The 25,761-nt window shown below is 53.2% G+C and carries 22 protein-coding genes and 1 other RNA gene; 17 read left to right on the top strand and 6 right to left on the bottom strand.

Annotation, left to right across the window (positions count from 1 at the left end; genetic code table 11):
* Nucleotides 1-16: 16 nt before the first annotated feature.
* Together ACJJI1_RS02615 and ACJJI1_RS02610 are read right to left on the bottom strand one after the other, a co-directional pair.
* Nucleotides 17-1,924, bottom strand: a complete 1,908-nt coding sequence (locus ACJJI1_RS02615; RefSeq protein WP_444958457.1) for a M48 family metallopeptidase — start codon at nt 1,922-1,924, stop codon at nt 17-19.
* A 2-nt stretch (nt 1,925-1,926) separates the two neighbouring features.
* Nucleotides 1,927-2,523, bottom strand: coding sequence for a LemA family protein (locus tag ACJJI1_RS02610; RefSeq protein ID WP_444958456.1), 597 nt, complete (start codon nt 2,521-2,523; stop codon nt 1,927-1,929).
* Between the two features lie 174 nt (nt 2,524-2,697).
* Here ACJJI1_RS02610 and ACJJI1_RS02605 point away from each other — a divergent pair, with 174 nt between their 5' ends.
* Nucleotides 2,698-3,888 carry an acetyl-CoA C-acyltransferase gene (locus ACJJI1_RS02605; protein WP_444958455.1) on the top strand — a complete coding sequence of 397 codons (1,191 nt, stop codon included), beginning with the start codon at nt 2,698-2,700 and terminating at the stop codon, nt 3,886-3,888.
* Between the two features lie 70 nt (nt 3,889-3,958).
* On the opposite strand, the gene ACJJI1_RS02600 is transcribed toward ACJJI1_RS02605, so the two are convergent.
* The 4 genes from ACJJI1_RS02600 to ACJJI1_RS02585 all read right to left on the bottom strand — a co-directional run bounded on the left by ACJJI1_RS02600 (nt 3,959) and on the right by ACJJI1_RS02585 (nt 7,470).
* The gene (locus ACJJI1_RS02600) at nt 3,959-4,549 is read right to left on the bottom strand and encodes a BON domain-containing protein (protein WP_444893027.1); all 591 of its coding nucleotides are present in this window, start codon (nt 4,547-4,549) and stop codon (nt 3,959-3,961) included.
* Between the two features lie 3 nt (nt 4,550-4,552).
* A complete protein-coding gene (locus ACJJI1_RS02595; protein ID WP_108734203.1) occupies nt 4,553-5,143 on the bottom strand; it encodes an SIS domain-containing protein in 591 nt (196 codons plus the stop codon).
* A gap of 64 nt (nt 5,144-5,207) precedes the next feature.
* A complete protein-coding gene (locus tag ACJJI1_RS02590; RefSeq protein ID WP_444958454.1) occupies nt 5,208-5,570 on the bottom strand; it encodes a YraN family protein in 363 nt (120 codons plus the stop codon).
* Nucleotides 5,557-7,470, bottom strand: coding sequence for a penicillin-binding protein activator (locus ACJJI1_RS02585; RefSeq protein WP_444958453.1), 1,914 nt, complete (start codon nt 7,468-7,470; stop codon nt 5,557-5,559). Before ACJJI1_RS02585 ends, ACJJI1_RS02590 begins: the two co-directional genes overlap by 14 nt.
* A gap of 39 nt (nt 7,471-7,509) precedes the next feature.
* Between ACJJI1_RS02585 and rsmI the strand changes: the two genes are divergently transcribed.
* From rsmI to ftsZ, 16 genes are all read left to right on the top strand, one after another.
* The gene (gene rsmI, locus ACJJI1_RS02580; RefSeq protein ID WP_444907501.1) at nt 7,510-8,352 is read left to right on the top strand and encodes a 16S rRNA (cytidine(1402)-2'-O)-methyltransferase; all 843 of its coding nucleotides are present in this window, start codon (nt 7,510-7,512) and stop codon (nt 8,350-8,352) included.
* Nucleotides 8,353-8,411: 59 nt separating this feature from the next.
* Nucleotides 8,412-8,768: RNase P RNA component class A (gene rnpB, locus ACJJI1_RS02575), an RNA gene on the top strand.
* Between the two features lie 455 nt (nt 8,769-9,223).
* Nucleotides 9,224-9,667 carry a division/cell wall cluster transcriptional repressor MraZ gene (gene mraZ, locus ACJJI1_RS02570; protein ID WP_282933875.1) on the top strand — a complete coding sequence of 148 codons (444 nt, stop codon included), beginning with the start codon at nt 9,224-9,226 and terminating at the stop codon, nt 9,665-9,667.
* A gap of 12 nt (nt 9,668-9,679) precedes the next feature.
* A complete protein-coding gene (rsmH, locus tag ACJJI1_RS02565; protein ID WP_444907502.1) occupies nt 9,680-10,612 on the top strand; it encodes a 16S rRNA (cytosine(1402)-N(4))-methyltransferase RsmH in 933 nt (310 codons plus the stop codon).
* Between the two features lie 4 nt (nt 10,613-10,616).
* Nucleotides 10,617-10,892 (top strand): cell division protein FtsL, encoded by a 276-nt coding sequence (gene ftsL, locus ACJJI1_RS02560; RefSeq protein ID WP_413663017.1) that lies wholly within the window; start codon nt 10,617-10,619, stop codon nt 10,890-10,892.
* Between the two features lie 188 nt (nt 10,893-11,080).
* Nucleotides 11,081-12,841 (top strand): peptidoglycan D,D-transpeptidase FtsI family protein, encoded by a 1,761-nt coding sequence (locus ACJJI1_RS02555; protein ID WP_444958452.1) that lies wholly within the window; start codon nt 11,081-11,083, stop codon nt 12,839-12,841.
* Entirely contained in the window at nt 12,838-14,370 is a 1,533-nt protein-coding gene (locus ACJJI1_RS02550; RefSeq protein ID WP_444893032.1) for a UDP-N-acetylmuramoyl-L-alanyl-D-glutamate--2,6-diaminopimelate ligase, read from the top strand. The genes ACJJI1_RS02555 and ACJJI1_RS02550 overlap by 4 nt, the downstream gene beginning before the upstream one ends.
* Nucleotides 14,363-15,742 (top strand): UDP-N-acetylmuramoyl-tripeptide--D-alanyl-D-alanine ligase, encoded by a 1,380-nt coding sequence (locus ACJJI1_RS02545; RefSeq protein ID WP_444958451.1) that lies wholly within the window; start codon nt 14,363-14,365, stop codon nt 15,740-15,742. Before ACJJI1_RS02550 ends, ACJJI1_RS02545 begins: the two co-directional genes overlap by 8 nt.
* Nucleotides 15,742-16,827, top strand: coding sequence for a phospho-N-acetylmuramoyl-pentapeptide-transferase (mraY, locus tag ACJJI1_RS02540; RefSeq protein ID WP_413663013.1), 1,086 nt, complete (start codon nt 15,742-15,744; stop codon nt 16,825-16,827). Before ACJJI1_RS02545 ends, mraY begins: the two co-directional genes overlap by 1 nt.
* A gap of 8 nt (nt 16,828-16,835) precedes the next feature.
* A complete protein-coding gene (gene murD, locus ACJJI1_RS02535; protein WP_444958450.1) occupies nt 16,836-18,218 on the top strand; it encodes a UDP-N-acetylmuramoyl-L-alanine--D-glutamate ligase in 1,383 nt (460 codons plus the stop codon).
* Nucleotides 18,215-19,438, top strand: coding sequence for a putative lipid II flippase FtsW (ftsW, locus tag ACJJI1_RS02530; protein WP_444933958.1), 1,224 nt, complete (start codon nt 18,215-18,217; stop codon nt 19,436-19,438). The genes murD and ftsW overlap by 4 nt, the downstream gene beginning before the upstream one ends.
* Nucleotides 19,438-20,535 carry an undecaprenyldiphospho-muramoylpentapeptide beta-N-acetylglucosaminyltransferase gene (murG, locus tag ACJJI1_RS02525; RefSeq protein WP_444958449.1) on the top strand — a complete coding sequence of 366 codons (1,098 nt, stop codon included), beginning with the start codon at nt 19,438-19,440 and terminating at the stop codon, nt 20,533-20,535. The genes ftsW and murG overlap by 1 nt, the downstream gene beginning before the upstream one ends.
* 29 nt (nt 20,536-20,564) lie before the next feature.
* On the top strand, nt 20,565-22,028 hold the full coding sequence (murC, locus tag ACJJI1_RS02520) for a UDP-N-acetylmuramate--L-alanine ligase (RefSeq protein WP_282933864.1): 1,464 nt from the start codon (nt 20,565-20,567) through the stop codon (nt 22,026-22,028).
* A 133-nt stretch (nt 22,029-22,161) separates the two neighbouring features.
* Nucleotides 22,162-22,848 carry a cell division protein FtsQ/DivIB gene (locus ACJJI1_RS02515; RefSeq protein WP_444908402.1) on the top strand — a complete coding sequence of 229 codons (687 nt, stop codon included), beginning with the start codon at nt 22,162-22,164 and terminating at the stop codon, nt 22,846-22,848.
* 115 nt (nt 22,849-22,963) lie between these two features.
* Nucleotides 22,964-24,199 carry a cell division protein FtsA gene (ftsA, locus tag ACJJI1_RS02510; protein WP_282933862.1) on the top strand — a complete coding sequence of 412 codons (1,236 nt, stop codon included), beginning with the start codon at nt 22,964-22,966 and terminating at the stop codon, nt 24,197-24,199.
* Nucleotides 24,200-24,287: 88 nt separating this feature from the next.
* Complete coding sequence (gene ftsZ, locus ACJJI1_RS02505) at nt 24,288-25,529, top strand: cell division protein FtsZ (RefSeq protein WP_413663008.1); 1,242 nt, start codon at nt 24,288-24,290, stop codon at nt 25,527-25,529.
* Nucleotides 25,530-25,761 lie beyond the last annotated feature (232 nt).

Below are 25,761 nucleotides of genomic sequence, written 5' to 3'. Positions count from 1 at the left end.
TGCTGGCGTTGTGCGGCTACCTAGACTTATCGACAATCGGTGGCATAGGGCAGTCCAGGCTGTCAGCGACGGCCCTTAACAGTTCGATCTCCTCCGCTTTAATTACCCCATTGTGATTCAAGGTGATCACAATCGCTTTCAGTAAGTCGGGTTTCTCCAGGGGCGGTATAAGGCTGGCGATTGCAATGGCCTTGTCCAGTCTTGGCAGGGTGATATCAGCGATGCCGGGTAGCGGGGTTATTTCAAGCCTGAGAGCACTGAGTCCCTTCTCATGAGCACGTTTTGCTGGAAGGTATTGGCTGTTTCCCGCATGGGCGATGGCTGCAATGATAAATCGTGAAGCATCTTTGTTGGCATGTTTGCTATGGGACAGGCGCTGTCGATCTGGAGCGCCGTCGAGCGCGTGCATTAATACCCGGTACAGGGCCCATTCCCAAACTTCAACTTTCCCATCGCTGTGTAGAAGCTTGATAAGATTTCGTTTAAAGATCTGGTACTGCTGAGGGACTAGGGCACGTAAGGCCGGGATACATAGGTCAATCAATGCGAGGCGAGCGTTGCTCGGCAGTGATTCCATATGTGGTGTGAGTTTTTTCATCTCGCGGATAACAGCAGGATGGGCAATTTTCTCCAAGAGGTTTAGCTGTTTGTCTCGCTCGGTTTTATCCTTGTGCAGAAGAAGGTAGTAGACCAGTGCCCGGGCGGTAAAAGGTTCGTGTGCAGCCTGTTGGATAAGGGGTGGAATAGAACCCAGCAGTTGATGTCCAAGCTCAACTTGGTGTGTATCTGGTTTGGCAATACTGTTGTCCACTGCATCCAGAGCAGCCTGGAAAGGCGTCGTAGGAGCGGCCATGGCGAGCTGCGGATTTTGCAATTCACTGAGTTTTACAGTCTCGGCTTCACTTTTTACCTGTTCTTCCGTATTGGCGAATAGGCCATTCCAGGTGGGTTCTAGCCTCTTGATGCGCACTGGCAGTGGAGGGTGAGTGGCAAAAAGGCTGAGCAGGGAGCGTTTTACTCCAACCGCGAACAACATATGGTTAAACTCTGCTGCGTTGGGGCTGCTGAGTTCTGAGCCTAAATCGCGGCCACCGATCTTTTTCAGTGCGTTGGCAATACCGAGGTTGTTGCGAGTAAATTGTACTGCGGAGGCATCGGCAAGAAACTCCCGCTGCCGACTGACTGCGGCCTTGATCAGGTTGCCGATCAGTGTACCGGTGTAGCCGAGGATAATCAGAGTTATTCCCAGGCCTAGTAGCGGATATCTTATGGGGGTTACGCGCCGGTGGGGTGCCGGGCTTCTGACAAGGAGCTGCCCCAAAAGTCCAATAATTAAGATTCCATGCAACAGCCCGGTGATCTGGGTATTTAGACGAATGTCTCCATTGAGAATATGACTGAACTCGTGGGCAACAACTCCTTGTAGCTCCTCCCGGGTAAGCTTTTCCAAGGAGCCCCGTGTCAGGCCAATAATGGCGTCGGTAGGGTTTTGGCCAGCGGCAAAGGCATTGATGGTGCTGTCCTCAATGATGTAGACATCGGGTACCGGAATACCTGCTGCAATAGCGATCTCTTCCACAACATTGAGTGCTCTCTTTTCCCGCTCAGTTCGCGCGGAAGTATTAAGCTTGTGCCCTCCCAGGGATTCCGCCACAGCCTTTCCCCCAGGGGATAATTGATGGAACTTGTACAGACTGCCCAGAATAACGGCAGTACCGATAACAAAGGCTATTGAGCCAAGGGTTTCCCAGCCCAGAAGCTGCACGACTTCAAAGGGAGTAAATGGTTGGCCGCGAGATAGTGACACCATGGCTGCCGTAGCCAGGGTGCTCAAACTGATTAGGGCAATGAGGGCCAGGCTGAACAGGAAAACCAGCATACGACTGCTGTGCTTGGCTTTTTCCTGGTGAACGTAGAAGTTCATATTTAAAACTCGATACGTGGTGCGACTTGAAAGGTTTCTGAGTCTGCGAACTCAAGCAGTTGGGCGTTGGCTCTGTGGCCAAAAAGGCCGGCCAGAAATACTGGGGGGAAGCTCTGCTTGTAGATGTTGTAGCTGGTGACGCAGTCGTTAAAAGCTTGGCGTGCAAATGCCACGCGGTTTTCGGTGCTGTTTAACTCCTCGTTGAGTTCGCGGAGGGTCTGGTCGGCTTTCAGTTCCGGGTAGGCCTCAATCACCATATTCAGGCGGCCGAGGGCGCTGTTGAGAAGACCTTCAGCGCGACCGAGCTTATCGATTGCGGCGGCATTAGTGGGGTTTTTAGCGGCGGTTTTGAGATCTGACATTGCACCATTGCGCGCGCTGATAACCGCTTCCAGGGTGTCTCTCTCATGGTTCAGGTAGGCCCTGGCGCTCTCCACCAGATTTGGCACCAGATCGTGGCGCCGTTTTAACTGTATGTCGATCTGCGCAAAAGCATTTTCACTGTGGTTTTTCAGTGAAACCAGTTTGTTAAAGATACTGATAATGAAAAAGAACAGTGCGATGACTACCGCCAGCACAACAAGTCCCGTAGATCCCATAACGCTCCCCTATTTATCCCTGTTGGTGGCGTAAATAGTAACACGATGGGCTGATACTGCTGCGCACTGGTCGCACCCCTGGCGGAGCGGGGTGGGGCTTCGGCTATAATGCGGCGACATTAAAACAATTGCCGCCACCACGGTGATGGCGGCACAGAACTTGGAGCAGCCAGAATGAGTGATGTAACTTCGGACCCAGTAGTGATTGTCGGAATGTCGCGTACGCCAATGGGCGCTATGCAGGGCAGCCTTTCAGCCCTCACTGCCCCGCAGTTGGGTGCTGCGGCGATTCGCGCAGCCCTTGAGGACGCGGGTGTGGCACCTGCCGATGTGGATGAAGTGCTGATGGGTTGTGTGCTCCCGGCAGGTGTTGGTCAGGCTCCGGCACGTCAGGCATCACTGGGTGCCGGCATCCCTGTCGGCACTCCTTGCACCACTGTTAACAAGGTGTGTGGCTCCGGAATGAAGACTGTGATGATGGCCCGCGATGCCCTGCTGATGGGTGAGGGTAAGGTTATCGTTGCTGGTGGTATGGAAAGCATGAGCAATGCCCCCTACCTGCTGGCCAAGGCCCGCTCTGGTATGCGCCTCGGTCATGGAGAGGTCAAAGATTCCATGTTTCTGGATGGCCTGGAAAATGCTGCGGATGGCAAGCTGATGGGCACTTTCGCCGAATCTACTGCCGATAAGTACGATTTCACCCGCGAGGAGCAGGACGCTTTTGCTCTGGAATCTCTGGCGCGTGCCCAGGCTGCGATTGAAGGTGGTGATTTTACTCGTGAAATCTCCCCGGTCACGATTGCCTCTCGCAAAGGTGAGATTGAGGTGAGTATCGACGAGGCCCCAGGTAATGCCCGTCCAGACAAAATCCCTCAACTGAAGCCCGCGTTCCGTAAAGACGGCACTGTAACCGCAGCGAACTCCAGCTCTATTTCTGACGGTGCTGCGGCGCTGGTGTTGATGCGCAAAAGTGAAGCCGAGAAGCGCGGCTTGAAAGTTCTGGCTGTTCTCAAGGGGCAATCCCAGTTTGCCCGTGAGCCCGAGTGGTTCACTACGGCTCCGGTCGGCGCTATGCACAAGCTGCTGGAAAATGCCGGTTGGTCTGCGGCGGATGTGGACCTATTCGAGATTAATGAGGCATTTGCGGTAGTGACTATGGCTGCTATGCGTGAGCTCGATTTGCCCTGGGAAAAGGTCAATGTTAACGGTGGTGCCTGTGCCCTCGGCCACCCGTTAGGTGCCAGCGGTGCCCGTATCCTGGTTACCCTGTTGGCAGCGATGGAGAAGCGCGATGCCAAGAAGGGCGTGGCAAGCCTGTGCATTGGTGGCGGTGAGGCTACAGCGGTTGCTATAGAGCGCGTATAAGTTACAGACTTGAGCGCTAACAAAAACGGAGGCAGTTGCCTCCGTTTTTGTTTGTGTAGTGCGGGAACTATTAGTTGATGTATTCCACTGCTTTTACAACCTTCTGTACCCCGCCTACCGAGCGGGTCACTTCGGCTGCCCGTTCCGCTTCGGCAGGAGTTAGCAGTCCCATCAAATAAACAACTCCATTCTCGGTCACGATTTTGATGCGACCACTGTCTACTTCCTTATTGGCAAACAAGTTGCTTTTCACCTTGGTGGTTAGCCAGGTATCGCTGGTGCTGGCCAGTAAAGTGACTTTACCGCGCACCTGAATTTCGTTGTAGACCTGGCGAACATTCTGTACTTGTTCTGCCGTGCGTCCGGCGAGCAGGCGCAGTTCCTGGCTGGGTACCTGGCCGGTGAGCAGGACAACACCATTAAAAGAATTGATATTGATATTTGACGTTTTCAGGTCCGGGTGAGCTTTGTTGATATTGACTGTGGTCACCGTCTCGATGCGCTGGTCGTCAATATAGGTGCCAAAAGATCGCTCGCCGGGGTCCTGTTGTATGGGGCCGTCATGGGTGGCCTCCAATACAGTGCTGCATCCCGCTAACAAGGTGGTTGCCGCGAAGGCAGCCAGGAGATATTTCCCCAGGGTCAACTTTTTGTTGTTCATCGTTTATTCCTCGTAGCCACCAAACAAACTACTGTCGATTAGGTCGCACAGGCAAAAAATTGTCAGAAGATGTACTTGGTGTACCTCAGCTGCGACATCGGATGGCACCCGTAGTTCAATATCATGGGTATCGAGCAGGGCGGCGCAGTCGCCGCCATCACCGCCGGTCAGTGCGAGTATGCCCATATCCCGGTCCCGAGCCGCACGCATGGCCTGAACCAGGTTTGAGTCGCGCCCATCGCTGCTGATAATTACGAGAAGGTCACCGGGTTGCCCCAGGGCGCGAACCGGGTGTGCGAAGGTGTCTGCACCGCCGTGGTTCGAGGCAACGGTGCCCATGGAGACGCCGTCGCTGTTGAGGGCCATAGCCGGTAGGCCGGGGCGTTCGCGCTGGAAGCCGCCGGTCAGTTGCGAGCTAAAACTTTGCGCCAATGCGCCACTGACACCATTGCCACAGAGCAGGACTTTGCTCTCTGCCAAGAGTGTATGCACCACCATTTCGCTGGCTTCTGCAATCAGCGGGGCCAGTATCTCGCCAGCGTTCATTGTGGCTTCAAGGCTGTGGTGAAAAAGGGTTACGACTCGCTGTTCCATTGTGTCCTTAATTCAGGTGAGCTCGAACTCACCATAACTTGACGGGGTAAATCTCGGTTTTGCCTCAGGCTTCGAAGGCGCTTTTAATCCACTGGACGTTTTGTGCATCGCCATCTATGGCAAGGACATCGAAGCGGCACGGACAGTCCAGTTTATGTTGCTGCAAATAGCGGCTGGCAGTGGCCAGTAGCTTAGCTTGCTTGCGTGAATCCACGCTGGCTGCGGCCCCGCCGAATAGGCTCTTACGGCGGAAGCGCACCTCCACGAACACGACAGTATCGCTTTCACGGGCGATAAGGTCTATCTCTCCGTGTGAACTGCGATAATTGCGCTCCAATAAGGTGAGCCCCGCGCGCTGCAAATAGCGGGCTGCGGCAGCCTCCATTTGGCTGCCGACAGTACCGCTTGAGCCCTTAAAAAGCCTCACGATTCCCACTTAATTCAATCGGCTCCCGCTGCGGCAACTGGGGCTCGACGGTAGTGATGGGCACCGGCACCCCTTTGTCGATTCGCGCCCACATTTGTTCGCGCACTATGCGGCCATCAGCGCTCAGGCTCAATGCGCCAGTGAGACCGTGTACTTTCTGCTCCGGGAATTGGCGCAGCATCGGCAAGCGCGGGTAGAGGCGGAAGGCATCGGCACCTAGGGCATACAGTCTGGCAAAAGCCGGTGCGGGCGACGCCTGCTCCTCGATATCTTGCTTGGTTTGATTGCTTTCAAACAGCCAGGGCAGGGCGGTAAAGCGAATACCGTTCATATCCCTGTCGCGATTGCGGTTGATGCTGCCACCAAAGACATGAGAGGTGGCGTATACGGGCAGGTCACTGGCGTAGTAGTAGGTCAGCATGGGGTTGAGCTGGCGCGCCTGCTGGGGTTGTGCTGCCAGGAATACCATATCGACATCGTCACGGCGTCTGGGGGTAAATTCCAGCTTTGCCGCCAGGCGACTCTGCAATTCCTTCTTGCGCGCGTTGCTGGCGGGAATTAACAGGGCATCGCTGACCAGGGCTGAGAACTTGCTGTTGTCCTTAAACGTCCGGCGAATGCTGACTGAGCCACCGAGGCGCAGCCACTCTTCTTCAAATGCTTCAGCGCCGCGCTGCCCCCAGCTATTGTCAGCGGTGAGGACCATTGCCTGTCGCCTGCCTTGCCGGTAAGCGTGCTGGGCAATTTGCCGCGCTTCATCTTCAATTGCCAGGCCAAACTGGACCAGGTCTGTGGTCAGGCGCCCCTCATCGCCGTAGTTGAGGGCGAGAGTAGGCACTGGCAGCTTTTCTGTGGCAAGCAGGTTGGCTACCTTGCTCTTATCCAGTGGGCCAACAATCATCTGCGCACCGGCATCTACGGCGCTCTGGTAAATTTCCTCAAATGGCTGATCGGAACCGGTGTCGTAAACCATCACTTTCGGAGTTGCGCCGCCAGCATTCAGAGCGGTGTAGTGGGCGGCCATAAAGCCATCCCGGATTGCCCTGCCGGCGTTGCCCAGGGGGCCGGACAGTGGCAGGAGCAGCGCCACGCGGTCTGCCCGCTGGGCGGCCAAGCGCTCTAACAGCTGCAATGCCTGTGGCGGATGGGAATTGGCACTATGGGCGGGCCAGCGCTCGCGCCAGCGGCTGAGGGCGGTCAGCTGTGAGCTGATATCCGTCTGGGTGTCGCGGCCCAGCAGGGCGAGTTGATACCAGGCGCGCATCTGGGTGTCATTGCTTTGGGTGGCGCGAGCCTGCAATTCACTGGAGGGCAGCTGGGTCAAGAGATGCCAAAAGCCGTTGTTATTCTCTGTGATCGCTTCGTCGGACTGGGCGATATAGGAGATTTCGCGCCGCTCACTAATAGCGCTGTCGAGATTTCCCAGAAGTCCCCATAGGTCAGCGCGCAGGCTGCGTAGAGGTAAGGCAGTCTTCTGTGGCAACTCCGACCACACATTTTCCAGGCGTGGAGAGGCTGCCAGGTCGAGGGCCTCAAAGAAGTCGTCGTCTGCGGCAAGTAGGCTGCCATAGACCTGTGCATAGCTGGCGAAGAGGTTGTCGTCCAGCTGTTCGGGCGTAATTTTGATTACCGCCTCTTTTGCCGTCTCTTTATCTCCCAGCTCGTATAGAATAGCGGCCGCTTGCAGGCGCTGTTGATCCCGCGCCGGTGCCGGCAGGGTGTCGGCACTGCGCAGCATACGTACAGCTTCACTGCGGCTTGCGGTGTGGCCGGCCGAATAATCCGGCTGGTAAACGTTTGGCCGGGAAGCCGGTGTCTGGCAAGCAGCCAGTGCGACTGCCAGTGAGGCAGCTGCCATTCTGGTGATTACAGTAGAGGTGCGCCGGGAAGAGGCGGACATAATCTTCTCCCGCAATATTTATATTTGGAGTGAACAGCTATGGGGCCGGATCAGGCGCTGCTTTATATTGTCGCTACGCCCATTGGTAATTTGGCCGATATGGTACCGCGAGCGATCGAAGTTCTACAATGTGCCGATCTGGTTGCGGCGGAGGACACACGTCACAGTCAGCGATTATTTTCCCATTTTGATATCGATACGCCATTGATGGCATATCACGATCACTCGGATAACAAGCGCACAGAGCAGATTTTGCAGCGTTTGGAGCAGGGCCAGACCATTGCCCTGATTTCCGATGCGGGCACCCCACTGATCTCAGATCCCGGCTATCGCCTGGTACGTGAAGCCCGGGAGCGTGGAATCAAAGTCTCCCCGATACCGGGGGCTTGTGCTTTCGTCTCCGCACTGAGTGCCGCTGGACTCCCCAGTGACAAGTTTAGTTTCGAGGGATTTCTGCCGGCTAAGTCCGGTGCCCGTGAGCGAGCCCTGCAGGAATTGGCCAGTGATACCCGTACCCTGGTGTTCTACGAGGCCCCGCATCGGGTTGCTGATACTCTGGAAGCAATGGCTGTCGTATTCGGCGGTAATCGAGAGGCGGTGATAGCCCGCGAGGTCAGCAAGGCCTTTGAAACTTTTCAGTTGATGCCTCTGGCTGAGTTGGTTGAGTGGGTCCGAGCTGACAGCAATCAGCAGCGCGGTGAGATTGTTTTGATGGTGCGTGGTGCAGAGCGCTCTCGTGACAGTGAGCTGGATGGGGAGGCACAGCGTGTAATGTCGCTGTTGCTGGCGGAGTTGCCGCCGAAAAAGGCGGCGGCGATCGCTGCCGAAATTACTGGAGTGAAAAAGAAAGTCCTGTACAACTGGAGCCTGGAGCAAAAATAAGGCACTGATTGCTGCAATTGCCTGTTGCAATCCGTCTGTCGCCTCTTTACTCTTCGCCGCGAGCTGGCCGGGCAATCGCTGTCGCCTTGTGCGATGGAGGAAAGTCCGGGCTCCATAGGGTGGAACGCCAGGTAACGCCTGGGGGGTGCGAGCCTACGGAAAGTGCAGCAGAGAGTAGACCGCCGATGGCTCCTTTTTTGGGAGTACAGGTAAGGGTGAAAGGGTGCGGTAAGAGCGCACCGCGCGGCTGGTAACAGTCCGCGGCATGGTAAACCCCGTTCGGAGCAAGACCAAATAGGCCCTCTATAGGTGTGACCCGCACTGAGGGCGGGTAGGTCGCTTGAGGTGTCTGGTGACAGGCATCCCAGATGAATGATTGTCCTCGACAGAACCCGGCTTACAGGCCAGCTCAACAATTTCAAAAGCCCGGCATTTGCCGGGCTTTTTTGTTTGCCTGATGTGGTGGTCCCGGCTCCGGTAGCCCTCTTTGTATTCGCCTATTTCTTCTCGTTTAATTTCGGCTAAAGCCTCTTCTTGGCGCAAAAAAATTGATTAACTGTTAAGGGGGCGATCGTGCCAGATAGTGCTGTTCCGACTAGTTTCAATGTGCCAATATGCGCCACATCTCTGGAGGCCGCGATTTTACAAGGGGTTATGGGGACTTTGGGGTCGAATTCCTTGACTTTGTGTCGACCAGTTTTATAGTGTCGAGAGTGGGAAAAAGTGGAAAATCGTGGAAATTTGTGGTTTATTCGCGATAAGTAAGTGGGTGTTCACACCGCCAGGTTAAAGTCGAACATCTTTCTCCATTGACCTGCCATATGGGAGTGAGTCGCGAGAGGCGCGATCTCCAAAGCGAGAACCACTAAACGTGTATTTGGGCAGCCACGCAATCAATATGGACGCCAAGGGGCGTCTGGCAATACCGGCTCGCGTCCGCGATAGGCTATTGGATGAGTGTGCGGGGTGCTTGGTGGTGACTGCCCATACAGAGGAACGCTGTTTGTTGGTGTATCCGTCGCCTCAATGGCAGCAAATTCTCCCGAAGATTGAAGCATTGCCCAGCTTTAACAAAGTGGCTCGGCGCGCTCAGCGCCTGCTGATCGGGTATGCCTGTGAGCTGCAGGTGGATGGCAATGGCAGGGTATTGATTCCGCCAACTCTGCGTGAGTACGCGGGGCTGGAAAAGAAATTGATGTTAGTGGGTCAGGGGAAAAAGCTGGAGCTCTGGAGTGAGGAGCGCTGGATGTCCTGGCTCGATGATAGTGAAGACGAAGAGGGTATGCCTGAGGAAATGGCATCCCTCTCTTTATAAGGGGAGTACCGGGTGTCTCAAGAATTGCATCGCAGTGTGTTGTTACGCGAGGCCGTAGACGCTCTGGTGACTGAGCCGGATGGGTTTTATATCGACGGCACCTTTGGCCGGGGTGGGCACAGCGCCTCAATCCTTGAGCATTTGGGGCCCAATGGCCAGTTGGTAGGGGTGGATAAAGATCCCCAGGCTGTTGAATTTGCAGAACAGCGGTTTTCCGGTGAATCCCGTTTTTCCATTTGGCATGGGTCTTTTGCCGATATGGATAAGGCTGCCGGGCAAGCTGCCGGTAAGGTCAGTGGAATATTGCTCGATCTGGGGGTGTCTTCGCCGCAACTGGATCAGGCCGAGCGCGGTTTCAGTTTTATGCAGGATGGCCCCCTGGATATGCGTATGGATACCAGTCGAGGTATCAGTGCAGCGGAGTGGGTCAACACTGAGGCTGAGGCCGAAATGGCCCGGGTGTTTAAAGAGTACGGCGAGGAGCGTTTTGCCCGCCGAATGGCTGCTGCCATTGTAAAGCGCCGGCTGGAAAAACCATTTGAGCGCACCCTCGATTTTGCCGAGGTTGTGAAAGAGGCGAATCCGGCTTGGGAAAAAGGTAAACATCCCGCTACTCGAGTCTTTCAGGCTATTCGTATTCATATTAATGGCGAGTTGGATGATCTGCAGAGTGCGTTGGATAAATCCCTGCAGTTGCTGGCACCGGGTGGGCGTCTGGTGATTATCAGTTTCCACTCTCTTGAAGACCGAATGGTGAAGCGTTTTATTCGGGAAAAAGAGCGCGGTCCCCAGTTGCCTCGTGGCCTTCCGGTTATGGATAGTCAGATAGCCAAGTCACTGCGTTCGGTGGGCAAGGCAGTGAAAGCCAACACGGTTGAAGTGGATGAAAATCAGCGGTCCCGCAGTGCAGTAATGCGGGTGGCAGAAAAGCTGGCGGGAAGCTGAGTTTATGTCTGGCAAGGCTCTACTTGGAGTGGGGGTAATGTGGATAGCGGTAATACTGTCGTCGCTATCTGTTATTCATACCACCCAACAAAGCCGAGAGTTAACTGCTGAGCTGGGTAAGGCACAAAAAGCCCACGATGAATTGCGCTATGAGCAGGAGCGCCTCCTTTTGGAAAAAAGTGCCTGGTCTGCCTATAGCCGGGTCGAACAGGTCGCTCGAGAAAAATTAAAAATGCATATGCCAGCACCTTCGGAACAGGTATTGGTAGTGGCGGATTAAGTTTTAACCGCCTTGGATGAAGACGTAAGTACCCCACTGCTTGCCCGGTGGGGTTTCTGCGTTTGGGGGCTTTGGCCTTTAAATAATTATAAAGAATTTTGCGTTAATTGAGTTTTGGAGTTCAGGCCCTGGAGAGTGGCATGCTCAGCCGGGATGCAAAATAAATAGATAACGCCAACTGGGAAAACATGGGCGCAGTCAAAAAAAAGGATATTCAGCCGGGTATAGCCCGCTGGCGCTTTGCGCTGGTGGCGGTCCTGCTGTGCCTGCTCGCTCTTACCCTTGTGTTCCACTTGGCCAAACTGCAGGTAGTGCCTGCTGCTGAGCGCGGATATCGTTTCCTGCAAGACCAGGGCCGGGCCCGCACCTTGCGCACCGAAGAGATTGCTGCCTATCGGGGCTCAATAGTCGATCGAAACGGTGAGCTTCTTGCTGTCAGTACTCCGGTACACAGCCTGTGGGCCAATCCCAAGCTGTTGAGTGAAATAAGCGATGCGAATTTAGTGCGCCTGGCTCGCGCGCTGGATTTACCGTCTTCCAAACTGGGCTCTCGCCTGAAGAAATACCGAAACAAAGAATTTATGTACCTGCGCCGGCACCTGTCTCCAGAAGAGGCTGAGAAAGTGCTGGACCTGGGTATTACAGGTGTTTTCAGTAAAAAAGAGTATCGGCGCTTCTATCCTGCTGGGGAGGTCGTAGCCCAACTTCTCGGTTTTACCGACATCGATGATCGCGGCCAGGAAGGAATGGAATTGGCCTACGACGATTGGCTGTCCGGACAGCCGGGATCACGTCAGGTAATTAAAGATCTGAAAGGGCGCACGGTAAGGGATTTGGCAATTCGTCAGGAAGCGCAACCGGGCAGGGATCTGCGTTTGTCTATCGATATGCGCCTGCAATATTTGGCCTACCGGGAATTAAAGCGGGCGGTGTCGGAAAACGGCGCCGCTTCCGGCTTTATGGTGATTCTCGATACTCACAGTGGCGATGTGTTGGCCATGGCCAACCAGCCTTCATTTAATCCCAATGACCGCAAAGGGGTTAAGTCGGCGGCTATGCGCAACCGTGCGCTGATCGACCAATTTGAGCCGGGCTCTACAGTGAAACCCTTAACAGTATTGGCGGCTTTGGAAACCGGGCGCTACACCCCAAGAACAGAAATAAACACCAGTCCTGGATATATTCGCGTGCCGGGAAAAACCCTGGTGGACCCGGTTAATTACGGAAAAATAGATCTCACCAAGATTATTACCAAGTCGAGCCAGGTGGGAATTACAAAAATTGCTCTCGATTTGGAACCAAATTCTCTGCGGGGACTCTTTTATCGCTTGGGTCTGGGCGAGGCTGTGGGCAGTGGCTTCCCCGGTGAAGCACAGGGGATCTTGCCCAGTCGCAGCCGCTGGCACCCAATCGAGCGAGCTAATTTCGCCTTCGGCTACGGTTTAACAGTTAACGCCGTGCAGCTGGCACAAGCCTACAGCGTACTGGCGAATGAAGGGGTTAAGCGTCCTGTTTCCCTGGTTTTATCCGGTGACAAAGTACCGGGCGAGCCTGAGCAGGTTATTGAGCAGTCCTTGGCTGGGCAGGTTACTGCGATGTTGGAGACGGTGATTGGTGCTAAGGGTACCGGACGCCTTGCCGCTGTAGAAGGTTATCGTGTCGCCGGCAAGACCGGTACTGTGCACAAAGTTGGCAGTAGTGGCTATGCGGATAATCGCTATCGCTCAGTATTTGCGGGCTTTATCCCCGCTGATAATCCGCGCCTTGCCGCGGTAGTTGTTATTGATGATCCCAGTCACGCCAAATATTACGGTGGTGAAGTTGCTGCACCGGTATTCGGTGCGGTGATGACTGGTGCTATGCGCCTGTTGCAGGTTCCGCCGGAAAAAATTAAATCGGCGGAGGGGCAATTGGCCGCGCAGTTAAGCGAGAGGGGTTCAAAATCGTGAGTCAGCGCGAAAAACATTCTGTTTCTATCAAAGAATTAGTGCCGGGTTACGCCGGTATTCCCGATATTTCTGTCACTGGTATTGCCCTGGATAGCCGCAAGATAAAAGCGGGCGATGCATTTATGGCCTTGCGCGGTTCTGTGGTCGATGGTCGGGAATATATCGATGCGGCAATTACTGCAGGTGCTGCGGTAGTGCTTGCTGATGGTGACAAGTTGGAATGTAAAAGCCGTGGTGATATCCAGGTGGTCAGTGTTCCCGGTCTGGCAAAGCGGGTAGGGGAAATTGCCGCGCGCTTCCACGGTAACCCCAGTGGTGAAATGCACTTGGTTGGAGTGACTGGCACCAACGGTAAAACCACTTGCGCCTATTTGACTTCCCAATTACTGGCTCGCCACTATGGCAGTGCAGCATTGATAGGCACCATTGGTAATGGGGTCTGGAAAGATAACCAAATCGAATTGCAGGAAACGGGTTTAACAACGCCTGACCCGGTGAGTTTACAAGCGGACTTTGCAAATTATCGCGATAGTGGTGTTGCCGCTGCCGCAATGGAAGTTTCTTCGCATTCCCTTTCTCAGGGACGTGTGCATGGACTGATTTTTGATACGGCAATTTTTACCAATTTGAGCCGCGATCATTTGGATTATCACGGCAATATGGCCGCTTACGGCGCAGCCAAAGAGAAACTTTTCGGACTGCCAAAATTGAAGCGAGGAGTCATTAACCTGGATGATCCGTTTGGCGCCCAGTTGGCAGAGCGCTGCAAATTGCGTGGCCTGCGCGTTATTACTTATGGGCTGCAGGCGGGTGATTTATATGTTGCAGACCTGCGTCGCCATGAGCGCGGTTTTTCTGTAAAACTTAATTCCCCTTGGGGTAGCGGTGAGCTGCACGCACCCTTAATTGGCGATTTTAATATTCACAATGCCTTGGCTGTCGTAGCTGCTGCAGCGGCAGAGGGCATGCCTTTTGAAGATATTCTTGCCGCTTTCCCCACTATCAAAGCGGTGCCGGGGCGTATGGAGCGTGTCCTGGTTGAGGGTTCCGATGATGTGGGTGTATTGGTGGATTATGCCCATACACCAGATGCTCTTCGCGCGGCTTTAGCAGCAGCGCGCCCTTACTGTCGCGGTAATTTGTGGTGTGTTTTTGGTTGTGGCGGCGACCGGGATACGGGTAAGCGCGCGGCGATGGGGCGTATTGCCTCCGAGATGGCGGACCGTGCCATTGTGACTAGCGATAATCCGCGCAGCGAAGAACCACAAAAAATTATCGACGATATTCTCGAAGGGGCTGCCAGTAATATCGAAGTTGAAATTGATCGCGCGACAGCGATATCTCAGGCGGTATCTGCAGCACAACCGGGGGATATTGTATTGATCGCCGGTAAAGGGCACGAAAATTACCAAATTATCGGCAGTGAAAAAATTCACTTCTGCGATCGTGAGCAAGCTGCTGCAGCTCTCAAAGCCCGCGTGGATGAATCGGGCCAGTCAAGTGAAGGCAAGGAGAGCCAAGGTGATTAATTCCCTTACGTTGCAGCAACTGCAAAGCCGTTTTGGTGGTGAGTTAATCAATGGCTCTGTGGAGTTTGAACTGGTTTGCACGGATACCCGCAAGCTGGACCCCAAATCTTTATTTGTTGCTCTGGTTGGCGAAAATTTTGATGCTCACGACTTTGTCGGTGAGCTGGATGGCCAGGTATTGGGGTTGGTTGTCGATCGTGAAGTGCCTAGTTGCAGTTTACCGCAGTGGCGCGTTGAAGATACGACGGTCGCATTAGGACAAATTGGCTTACTGTGCCGTGAACAGTTTGACGGTCCGGTTGTGGCGATTACAGGGTCCTGCGGTAAAACTACCGTTAAGGAGATGCTGTCTGCAATTTTTTCCCAGAGTCATACACCCTGTGTAACCGAGGGAAACCTGAACAACCAGTTCGGTTTACCCATGACTTTGTTTGGGCTGACAGCGCAACACGATGTGTTGATTCTCGAAATGGGAGCTAACGGCCCTGACGATATTGGCTACCTGTGTAGTATCGGCAAGCCGCAGGTGACGGCGGTAAATAACGTAATGCCAGCGCATGTCGAGGGCTTTGGCTCTGTTGATGCTATCGCAAAAGCCAAGGGCCAAATTTATACCAGTTTGGATGTATCGGCGACGGCGGTGATCAATACCGATGATGGCTATGCGAATTACTGGTTGGAGAATATGCCCGAAGGGGTAAAGACTCTGGGTATTGGCTTATCTAATGAGTGTGCTATCCATGCGGATAATATGGTATTGAATCCTAACGGTTGCCCTTCATTTGACTTGGTAATTGAAGGCGTTGCTCACCCTGTTAGCCTGAAATTGCTTGGTGAGCACAATGTTCACAACGCTCTGGTTGCTGCTGGATGTGCTTTTGCTGCGGGAATACCTGCGGTGGAAATTATCAGCGGACTTAACACGGTGACCGGGGTTGCTGGGCGCTTGCAGGAGCAGGCAGGTATAGCCGGTGCAACCGTTATTGATGACAGTTACAACGCGAACCCGGGTTCAGTAGGTGCGGCCATTGAATTGCTGTCACAGCGTTCAGGTAAAAAAATTCTGGTGCTGGGGGATATGGCGGAGTTGGGGCCGGACGCGGAGGAAATGCATAGAAGCGTTGGAGCTTTGGCACGAGAGCGGGGCTTGGATGCGCTGTTTACATTGGGGCCGCTGGGTACTGCCGCCAGCATGGCCTTTTCTGCGGGGAGGCAAGAGTCGCTGCGCAATTATCGCGAGAGAGAACCCCTGGTTACTGCTCTCACTCAACAATTGGATGAACAAACCACAGTTTTGGTTAAAGGATCACGCAGCGCCCGTATGGAATTGGTAGCGCAGGCACTGCTTGGCAATAGCAGAGGGGAGAAGTAATGCTGCTTTGGCTAGCGGAGCTATTACAACAACATGTCAGCGGATTTTCGGTATTTAACTACCTGACAGTGCGCGCAATTCTTGCTGCGTTGACGGCTCTGGGTATTTCACTACTTGTGGGTCCGCGCATGATTCACTGGTTGAACCATTTACAGGTGGGGCAGGCTGTTCGCGATGATGGTCCACAAAGCCATTTGAGTAAATCTGGCACCCCGACTATGGGCGGCACCTTGATTCTCGCCTCAATTTTTGCCTCAGCCCTACTCTGGTCTGACCTCAGCAATCGTTACGTGTGGGTTACTTTATTAGTTACCTTTGTTTTCGGTGCTGTGGGCTTCGTGGATGACTATAAAAAAGTCGTTTATAAAAACCCCCGTGGCCTTATTGCTCGCTGGAAATATTTCTGGCAATCCGTTGCCGGGTTGGGTGCAGCTATTTATCTGTATATGAGTGCTTCAAGCCCGGCAGAGACCCAGTTTTTTGTTCCCTTTTTTAAAGATGTTGCGATAAACCTGGGACCGATATCTTTTATATTGCTGACCTACTTTGTCGTTGTTGGCTCCAGTAACGCGGTTAACCTGACTGATGGCCTCGATGGCTTGGCGATTATGCCTACTGTGATGGTGGGTGGAGCACTTGGGGTGATTGCTTATTTATCCGGCCATATGGAATTTGCTGACTACCTGCATATTCCCGCAATTCCAGGAGCTGGGGAGTTGGCGGTGTTCTGCGCTGCTCTCGGTGGTGCCGGACTTGGGTTCTTATGGTTTAACACTTATCCGGCCCAGGTGTTTATGGGGGACGTGGGCGCTCTGGCACTGGGGGCGGCGCTGGGAATTATTGCGGTAATTACCCGTCATGAAATTATTCTGTTCATCATGGGCGGTGTGTTTGTGATGGAAACGGTTTCCGTAATTTTGCAGGTGGCATCCTTTAAATTAACGGGGAAGAGAATTTTTCGCATGGCGCCTCTGCACCACCACTTTGAGTTAAAAGGGTGGCCGGAGCCTCGAGTCATTGTGCGCTTTTGGATTATTACCGTCATTCTGGTCTTGGCTGGTTTGGCAACACTGAAAATTCGATAAATAGATAAATGAGCCTGATCGCGACTTCTTCACAGCAGAAAGTGGTAATAGGTCTTGGCGCTACCGGAAAGTCGGTGGTGCGCTACCTGCTGCGTCACGGCCATACGCCGGTCGTGGCAGACAGTCGCGATAACCCGCCGGGGCTCGAAGCTTTCCGTCAGGAGTTCCCTGAGGTTGCGGTGGAAACAGGTCCACTGCGCCCGGGGACAATACTTGCTGCGAGCTTGATTATTGCCAGTCCGGGAGTTGCGCTTGCTGAACCCGTATTGCAGCAGGCGATTGCGGATGGGATTCCTGTGGTTGGGGATATTGAGTTATTTGCCCAGGTCCTGACTCGGATGCAATCGACAGCAAAGCTCGCCGCGATCACCGGCTCCAACGGAAAGAGTACAGTGACCACACTCCTGGGGGAGATGGTTGAAGAGGCAGGGCTGACAGTTGGTGTGGGTGGCAATATCGGTGTGCCGGTGCTGGATTTACTTGAGAAACCTCTGCCGGACATCTTTGTTTTGGAGCTTTCCAGTTTTCAATTGGAAACCACCTACTCGCTGGCACCTACCGTAGCCACCATTTTAAACATGAGTGCGGACCATATGGACCGCTACCCCAGTATGGTGGAGTACCACCGGGCCAAGCAGCGCATTTATCGCGGAGCGGATCAGTTCGTGATAAATCGCGCGGACCCCTTATCCCAGGGGCCTCTTTCCCGAGAGAGACGGGAGTGGAGTTTTGGGCTTGATCAGCCGGATCTCAATCAGTTTGGCCTGCGCTTGCATGAGGGGCAGAACTGGTTGGCTCGAGGCACAGAAGTTTTAATGCCTGTGGCCGATTTGGCTATGGTGGGTAAGCATAATATTGCCAATGGTTTGGCAGCCCTGGCAATGGGCTATGCACTGGGCCTGCCCACAGAGGCGATGTTAAAAATTTTACGCAGCTTTCGCGGGTTGAAACATCGCTGTGAGCGCGTGGCTGATTTTGAAGACGTTGTTTATGTTAACGATTCAAAAGGCACCAATGTAGGAGCAACCCAGGCGGCATTGGATGGCTTGGCTACGGCAAGCAGAAAAATAGTGCTTATTGCTGGAGGGGATGGCAAGGGTGCTGACTTTGCTCCCTTACGAAAAAGTGCAGGAGCACTCCGGGCCCTGGTTTGTATCGGTGTGGATGGAGAGAAAATAGCCGGTGTCTTTGATGGCCTGTGCGAGATTCGCAGGGCTAGCACAATGGCAGAGGCCGTCGCTGAGGCCAGACAATTAGCCAATGGCGGTGACTATGTATTGTTATCACCGGCATGTGCCAGCTTTGATATGTATAAGAATTTTGAAGCCCGCGGTGATGATTTTCGCCAGGCCGTTTTGGAATTAGGCGATACCGCTGGAGGCTCCCAGTGAGTGCCCAGGTAATCAAGGCTCAAGGTAGTGAATGGCAGGATGGGCTGCTGCTACTCAGTGTTCTGGTTCTGGCTAGCATTGGTGTGGTGATGGTTGCTTCAGCATCTATCGCCTTTGCTACGGATATTTATGGTGACCCCTGGTATTTCCTCAGGCGTCATTTGGCTTTTTTGATGGTTGGCGGATTAGCTGGATTTGTCGTTAGTCAGATTCCCCTGTCAATTTGGTCGCGACTGTCCTGGCCATTATTACTGTTTGCTTGCCTGCTATTGATCGCCGTGCTTGTGCCGGGGATTGGGCGGGAGGTGAACGGTAGCCGGCGTTGGCTGGTATTTGCAGGCATAACTGTGCAACCCGCGGAAGTGGCTAAGTTCTGTCTGCTAGTTTTTTTTGCCAGTTTTTTAACACGTCGAAATAAGCAACTACGCCATTGGACCAGCTTTATGGTGCCAGTGGTGATTCTCGCAACGGTTGCTTTGTTACTGCTTTTACAGCCGGACTTCGGTTCGGTGGTTGTAATTTCAGGCACCGTGCTGGCAATGGTTTTTTTGGCGGGAGCGCGTCTTCCCCATACTTTTTTATTGGTAGCTGCGGCTGCGAGTGGACTGGCGTTAATGGCACTGATGAGTCCCTATCGCTTACAACGATTGCTGACGTTTCTGGATCCTTGGGGGGATCAGTTTGCCAGTGGCTACCAACTTACCCAGTCCCTGATTGCATTTGGTCGCGGAGAGTGGTTTGGAGTTGGTTTGGGCAATAGTGTGCAGAAACTGTTTTACCTGCCTGAGGCCCATACGGATTTTATTTTTGCCATTCTGGCAGAGGAATGGGGAATGTTGGGTGGCGTAGTGCTGGTAGGGCTTTTTGTTGTTCTCACCTACTCACTGCTCCGCCTGGTAAAAGAGGCCCTGGTGCAGGAGAAATTTTTCGCTGCACTTCTAGCTTTTGGTATGGCAGTGTTATTGGCAGGACAAGCTTTCGTGAATATGGGCGTTGCTTCAGGCCTGTTGCCGACTAAAGGGCTAACGCTGCCATTTGTCAGCTCTGGTGGCAGCAGCCTGATTGTATGTTGTGCATTACTTGGCTTGGCGATGCGGATTCGGGCTGAACTAAAAGAGCCTGCTGAAAACGGAAGCGGGGGGCTTGAGCTTTTGCGTCAGCTGCCAATATTCCATTCACCCAAGTCCAGTGTGAAGGGCAGCAACGGAGAAACGGTTTGATGTCTGAAGTAAATAAGCGTTTTTCTGGAAAGAAGTTTTTGCTGATGGCCGGTGGTACCGGCGGTCATGTGTTCCCAGCGTTGGCTGTGGCTAAAGCGTTGCAAGAGCAGGGAGCTGTTGTCGAGTGGTTAGGTACTGCCCGTGGGATTGAATCCCGATTAATACCTGCGGCGAATATTCCTTTGCACTGCATTAAAGTGGAGGGTATTCGGGGGAAGGGAAAGTTGGCCTTACTCAAAGCCCCGTTGCAAATTTTGCGGGCAATTGCTCAGGCCAGGGCAGTTGTTAAGCAGGTACAACCTGATGCAGTGCTCGGCTTTGGTGGCTTTGCGACCGGCCCAGGGGGCGTTGCAGCCCGTCTTGGGGGGATACCGTTAATTATTCACGAGCAAAATGCTGTTGCCGGAACGACAAACCGCTTGTTAGCGCGGATTTCCAGCCAAGTGCTTGAAGCATTTCCCAGTGGGTTACCCGGTGCCAGGCAAGTGGGTAATCCAGTGCGCAAAGAAATTGCAGAATTGCCTGAGCCAGAAACACGAATTGGCAGCCAGTCGTCTCTGCGCCTTTTGGTATTGGGCGGTAGTCTCGGTGCTGTAGCAATTAATGAACTGGTTCCTAAGGCAATCGCATTGCTGAAACCCTCCTTGCGCCCGGTAGTGGTCCACCAGGCTGGAGAGCGCCACCTTCAGGCTGCCAAAGACGCCTATAAAGAGGCGGCAGTAGAAGCTGAGGTGGTCCCTTTTATTGCGGATATGGCTGAGGCCTACCGCTCTGCGGACCTGATTATTTGCCGTTCCGGGGCTTTGACTGTTTCTGAAATTTCAGCGGCGGGAGTCGGTGCAATCATGGTGCCTTTCCCCTTTGCAATTGATGATCATCAAACGCGTAATGGCGAGTGGTTGCAAAATGCTGGCGGAGCGATTGTTATGCAGCAGCGGGAAATGGACGAGCAGAAGTTATCCGGCTTGTTACAAAGCCTGTTAGAAGATCGCCAGAAACTATTGCAAATGGCGACCTCCGCGCGGCGCGCGGCAAAAACTGATGCGACTGAGCAAGTGGTTAACGCTTGCAGAGAAGAGCTGGCCTCGGCCAGGTAACACAGAATAAGTGGACGAAGGTTAAAGTAATGTCTTCAGTGCGGACAAACGAAGATAAAAGTTATGCGGTACCGGCTATGCGCCGTATCCGCCGTATCCACTTTATCGGTATCGGCGGTGCCGGTATGAGCGGTATTGCTGAGGTATTGCAGAACCAGGGCTACGAAGTCTCAGGTTCTGACCTGCGTGAATCTGCGGTTACTGATAGATTGCGCAAATTGGGCGTTAAGGTCCAAATCGGGCACAGCGAGGAAAATGTTCGCGGCGTTGATGTTGTGGTTAATTCCTCTGCCGTACATGGCGATAACCCGGAGCTGATTGAAGCGAGAGAAAAGAGAATCCCTATTGTACGCCGTGCCGAAATGCTCGGTGAACTAATGCGCTATCGCTATGGCATTGCTGTGGCGGGAACCCACGGAAAGACCACCACGACCAGCTTAATCGCCTCAATTTTTGCGGCAGATAAAAAAGACCCGACCTTTGTTATCGGTGGCCTGGTCAACGCTGCCGGTGCCAATGCTGCCTTGGGCGAAAGTCGCTATCTAGTGGCTGAAGCTGATGAGAGCGATGCATCTTTTATTCACTTACAGCCGATGGTGACGGTGATTACCAATATCGATGCGGACCATATGGAAACTTATGGTGGCGACTTCGAAAAGGTGAAACAGATCTTTATCGACTTTGTACACAACCTGCCATTTTACGGTCTGGCGGTAGTTTGCGGGGATGATGCCAATGTTCAGGAAGTCATCCCCAAGTTTTCCCGCCCGGTTCTGACCTATGGATTTGATGAGGGTAATGACTACCGCATCGTTGAAGTAAAGCAAGAACCTCTGCGCAGCCATTTCACGGTACAGAGACCCAAGGGTGATCTATTGCAGGTTTCTGTGAATACACCGGGTATTCATAATGTTCTCAATGCGACTGCAGCAATTGCTGTAGCTAGTGATGAAGGCGTTAGTGATGAAGCAATTCGCCAAGGTCTAATAGGCTTCCAGGGCGTTGGTCGTCGATTCCAGATCTACGGTGATTATGCAGTTAGCGATGATACCGAAGCTGATAAGGTGATGTTGGTAGATGACTACGGTCACCACCCACGTGAGGTAGCGGCTACCGTAAAGACAGTTCGAGATGGCTGGCCGGATCGTCGCTTGGTAATGATTTATCAGCCCCACCGTTATACCCGTACGCGGGACTTGTTTGAAGACTTTGTCCAGGTCCTCTCTGAGGTGGATAAGTTAATTTTGCTGGATGTATACAGTGCCGGTGAAGCGCCAATTGCTGGTGCCGATGGCCGAACGCTTGCGCGAAGCTTACGCAACAGGGGACAGGTAGATCCGATTTTTATGGAAACTATCGATCAGGTTCCCCCGGTATTAGCTGATCTGTTGGAGCCGGGTGATATTGTCCTGACCCAGGGAGCTGGCAACGTCGGAGCACTTTCGCAAAGGTTGGCTGATTGGCGCTTGGGTGAGCGCAGCAGTGAGGGCTAGGTAGCGAGTGAAAGGGGCTGGAACGAAATCAACCTCCAGGAAAAAAAAAGCTGCTCGCGGTGCGAGCCCCTTAGGGGCCAGCGATTCTGAAAAGCTTCGCCTGAACTGGGGGCGGTGTTTTTTTTTGCTGGTGATGTTCGCAGGCTTTTCGGCTTTGCTCTATGGTGCAGTCTGGTTGTGGCGGTGGGCGCCATCGGTTGAGCTGAGTAATGTTGATGCCCTGGAGCAAGTTGAGGTGCGCGGGGCTTTTAATGCGGTAACTGAAGAAGAGTTAAGAGAGGTGCTTCTTCCTCACTTGAAAGCAGGCTTTTTTTCAGCGGACATTCAGGCGATGCAGCAGACATTACTGTCTAACCCCTGGATTACTTCCGCCTCGGTGAGCAGGCGTTGGCCGAAGGGTGTTGAGGTTGATATCACTGAAGCGCAACCTCTCGCCACCTGGGGTAAAGATAAATTGTTGGTAGCGAGTGGGGATCTGCTACCGCGTCCGTCACATATGGGGGTTCAGTCCCTGCCCGAGCTTGCCGGGGATGAAGAATTGGTAGAGCGGATTATGCTGCAATACCGCGCGCTTGCGGGGTTACTGACCACGCGGGATATGGAGGTTAAACGGTTGTCATTTGACGACCTAAGCGGTTGGCATCTGGAGTTAGTGTCGGGAATTGAATTAAAACTTGGCCATGATGCTTTATTGGAGCGGGTACACCGTTTTCTGTATTTGAGTCGGGGTGTACTGGCGCCGCACTTGCAAAAAGTTGTCAGCGTCGATACGCGCTACAGCAATGCGGTAGCGGTTCAGTGGAAAGACGAAGAAAAGTAAACATCGAGGCAGCCCGGGTGGCTGTTTTATAGATAAAAGTTTAAAAGCGAATGCTGTGTTCTGGTCCGATAGCAGAACCTGAAACAGAATGCAGCTCAGCGAGGTTGGCACGAAAATGACACAGGTATCCGATCAGCGCATGATTGTTGGACTGGATATAGGCACCTCTAAAGTAGTCGCTATTGTCGGTGAAGCTTCCGGTGATGGGGAACTTAATATTGTCGGTATCGGCTCTCATCGTTCCACTGGAATGAAAAAGGGCGTAGTGGTTAATATTGAATCAACCGTGCAATCTATACAGCGCGCTGTGGAAGAAGCTGAGTTGATGGCGGGTTGTGAAATTCACTCTGTGTACGCAGGGATTGCGGGAAGTCACATTCGCAGCTTGAACTCTCACGGTATAGTTGCGATTAAGGATCGAGAGGTTACCCAGCAGGATCTCGATCGTGTTATTGATGCTGCCAGGGCTGTCGCTATTCCTGCGGACCAGAAGATTTTGCACACGCTTCCGCAGGAATACCTGATTGATAATCAGGAAGGGGTAAAAGAACCTCTCGGAATGTCTGGTGTTCGCCTCGAAGCAAAGGTCCATTTGGTCAGCGGTGCAGTGAATGCTGCACAGAATATTGAAAAGTGTATTCGTCGATGTGGTCTGGAAGTAGAAGATGTCATTCTTGAACAATTGGCTTCAAGTTACGCAGTCCTGACCGAAGATGAAAAAGAGCTGGGAGTATGCATGGTAGATATTGGTGGGGGAACCACCGATATTGCTGTGTTTACTGGTGGATCTATTCGGCATACCGGTGTGATACCGATTGCTGGAGACCAGGTTACCAATGATATTGCCATGGCTTTGCGCACACCGACACCGCACGCAGAAGATTTGAAAATCAAATATGCGTGCGCGTTGGCAAAACTCGCTCGCGAAGGTGAGACCATTAAGGTACCGAGCGTTGGTGATCGCGCGCCCAGGGATTTATCCCGACAGGCATTGGCCGAGGTCGTTGAGCCGCGCTACGACGAATTGTTTACATTAGTACAGGCGGAGTTACGTCGCAGCGGCTTCGAAGATTTGTGTGCGGCGGGTGTAGTACTTACCGGCGGCTCTTCAAAAATGGAGGGCGCGGTTGAACTGGCTGAGGAAATTTTTCATATGCCGGTTCGCCTAGCAGTGCCTCAGGGTATTGCAGGTTTGACGGATATCGTCAGCAACCCAATTTATTCCACTGGAGTTGGATTATTGATGTATGCGATGCAGCAGGAAGAGGCTCGAGAGGGCAAAATACAGCCTGTGCGCAACGATAATCAGTGGTGGGACAAGGTAAAGCACTGGTTTCGCGGAAATTTGTAATAGAGTGCAACCAGATTTAGCCATCCGGTGAAGGATTTTTTTTAGGCATGGCTGTAAAATTCGACATGAGCAAGAAAGGGGAACAGCAATGTTCGAACTAGTTGATAGCGTACAGGATAAGCCTGTCATCAAGGTGATTGGTGTCGGCGGCGGTGGTGGTAATGCTGTTAAGCATATGATCGCCAATGATGTTGAGGGTGTAGATTTTATCTGTGCAAATACAGATGCACAGGCCCTCAAAGATGTTGAGGCCCGCACTATCCTGCAACTGGGTAACACAATTACACGCGGTTTGGGCGCAGGGGCAAACCCGGATATTGGCCGTCAGTCCGCACTTGAAGATCGCGATCGCATTGCTGAGGTATTAACCGGTGCGGATATGGTATTCATCACTGCCGGTATGGGCGGTGGTACCGGTACCGGTGGTGCGCCGATTGTCGCTGAGATTGCAAAAGAACTGGGTATCCTTACCGTTGCTGTGGTTACTCGCCCATTTAAGATCGAAGGGCGCAAACGCACAGTTGTAGCTGAAGAGGGTATCCTCGAGCTGCGTGATAAAGTTGATTCTCTGATTACTATCCCCAACGATCGTTTGCTGGAAGTACTCGGTAGCAAGATCACAATGAAATCTGCTTACAAAGAGGCAGATAACGTTTTATTGGGTGCTGTACAAGGCATTGCCGACCTGATGATTCGTCCGGGCATCATGAACGTGGACTTCGCCGATGTGCGCACCGTAATGTCTGAAATGGGCATGGCGATGATGGGGTCCGGTTCTGCCGTCGGTGAAAACCGTGCGCGCGAAGCGGCTGAGAAAGCCGTGCGAAGCCCGCTACTGGATAACGTCAACCTGGCAGGTGCTCGCGGTATCCTGGTGAATATCATCACCGGTAGCGAAGAGGCGGGCTGTCAGGAACTGACCCTGGGTGAGTACTCTGAAGTAGGTGAGATTGTCCAGGAAATCGCCTCCGATGAAGCTACTGTGGTTATCGGTACAGCGGTAGATGATAAGCTCGGTGATGAGATGCGGGTTACCGTTGTGGCCGCAGGTCTTGGCGAGGGTACTCCTGCAGCGCGTCCGGCGAAGGTGGTGGATAATACTCGCCGCCCAGAGCCTCGCGAGCCTGTTCGTGAAACCCGTGAGGTTCGCGATAATCACAGCGCTCACGCTGGCCACAGCTCTGCGGGACTGGCAAGCCGCGAGGCCATTGATCCGCGCCCTCGTGCTGAAGCGGAGCGCCCCAAGCGCCCGGCTCCTGCCCTGAATCCCGCTGATGCGGATATGGAGTACCTGGATATTCCAGCCTTCCTGCGCCGTCAGGCAGACTAGGAAACGGTACCGCAGAGGCAGAACACCGCTCATGTCTGCCCGGCTCCGGCTGGGTATTGCCGCTGCGGTGCGGCTTTTGCTCGGGTCTACCTTGTCGAATGGGTGGGCCCTTGCCCCGTTTGTGTAGATTTTGATCAGAACTGGTGAGTCGCAATAACTATCTAAAATAATTAACAATTATTAACAGCGCTTGCGGAGCTTAGGATCTTAGAATGCTGTCATAGCGACATGC

Source organism: Microbulbifer maximicatervae (SeqCode) (genome assembly GCF_052467065.1).
The sequence above is the reverse complement of the archived record's forward strand: the minus strand, read 5'-3'. Positions and strand labels throughout refer to the sequence as shown.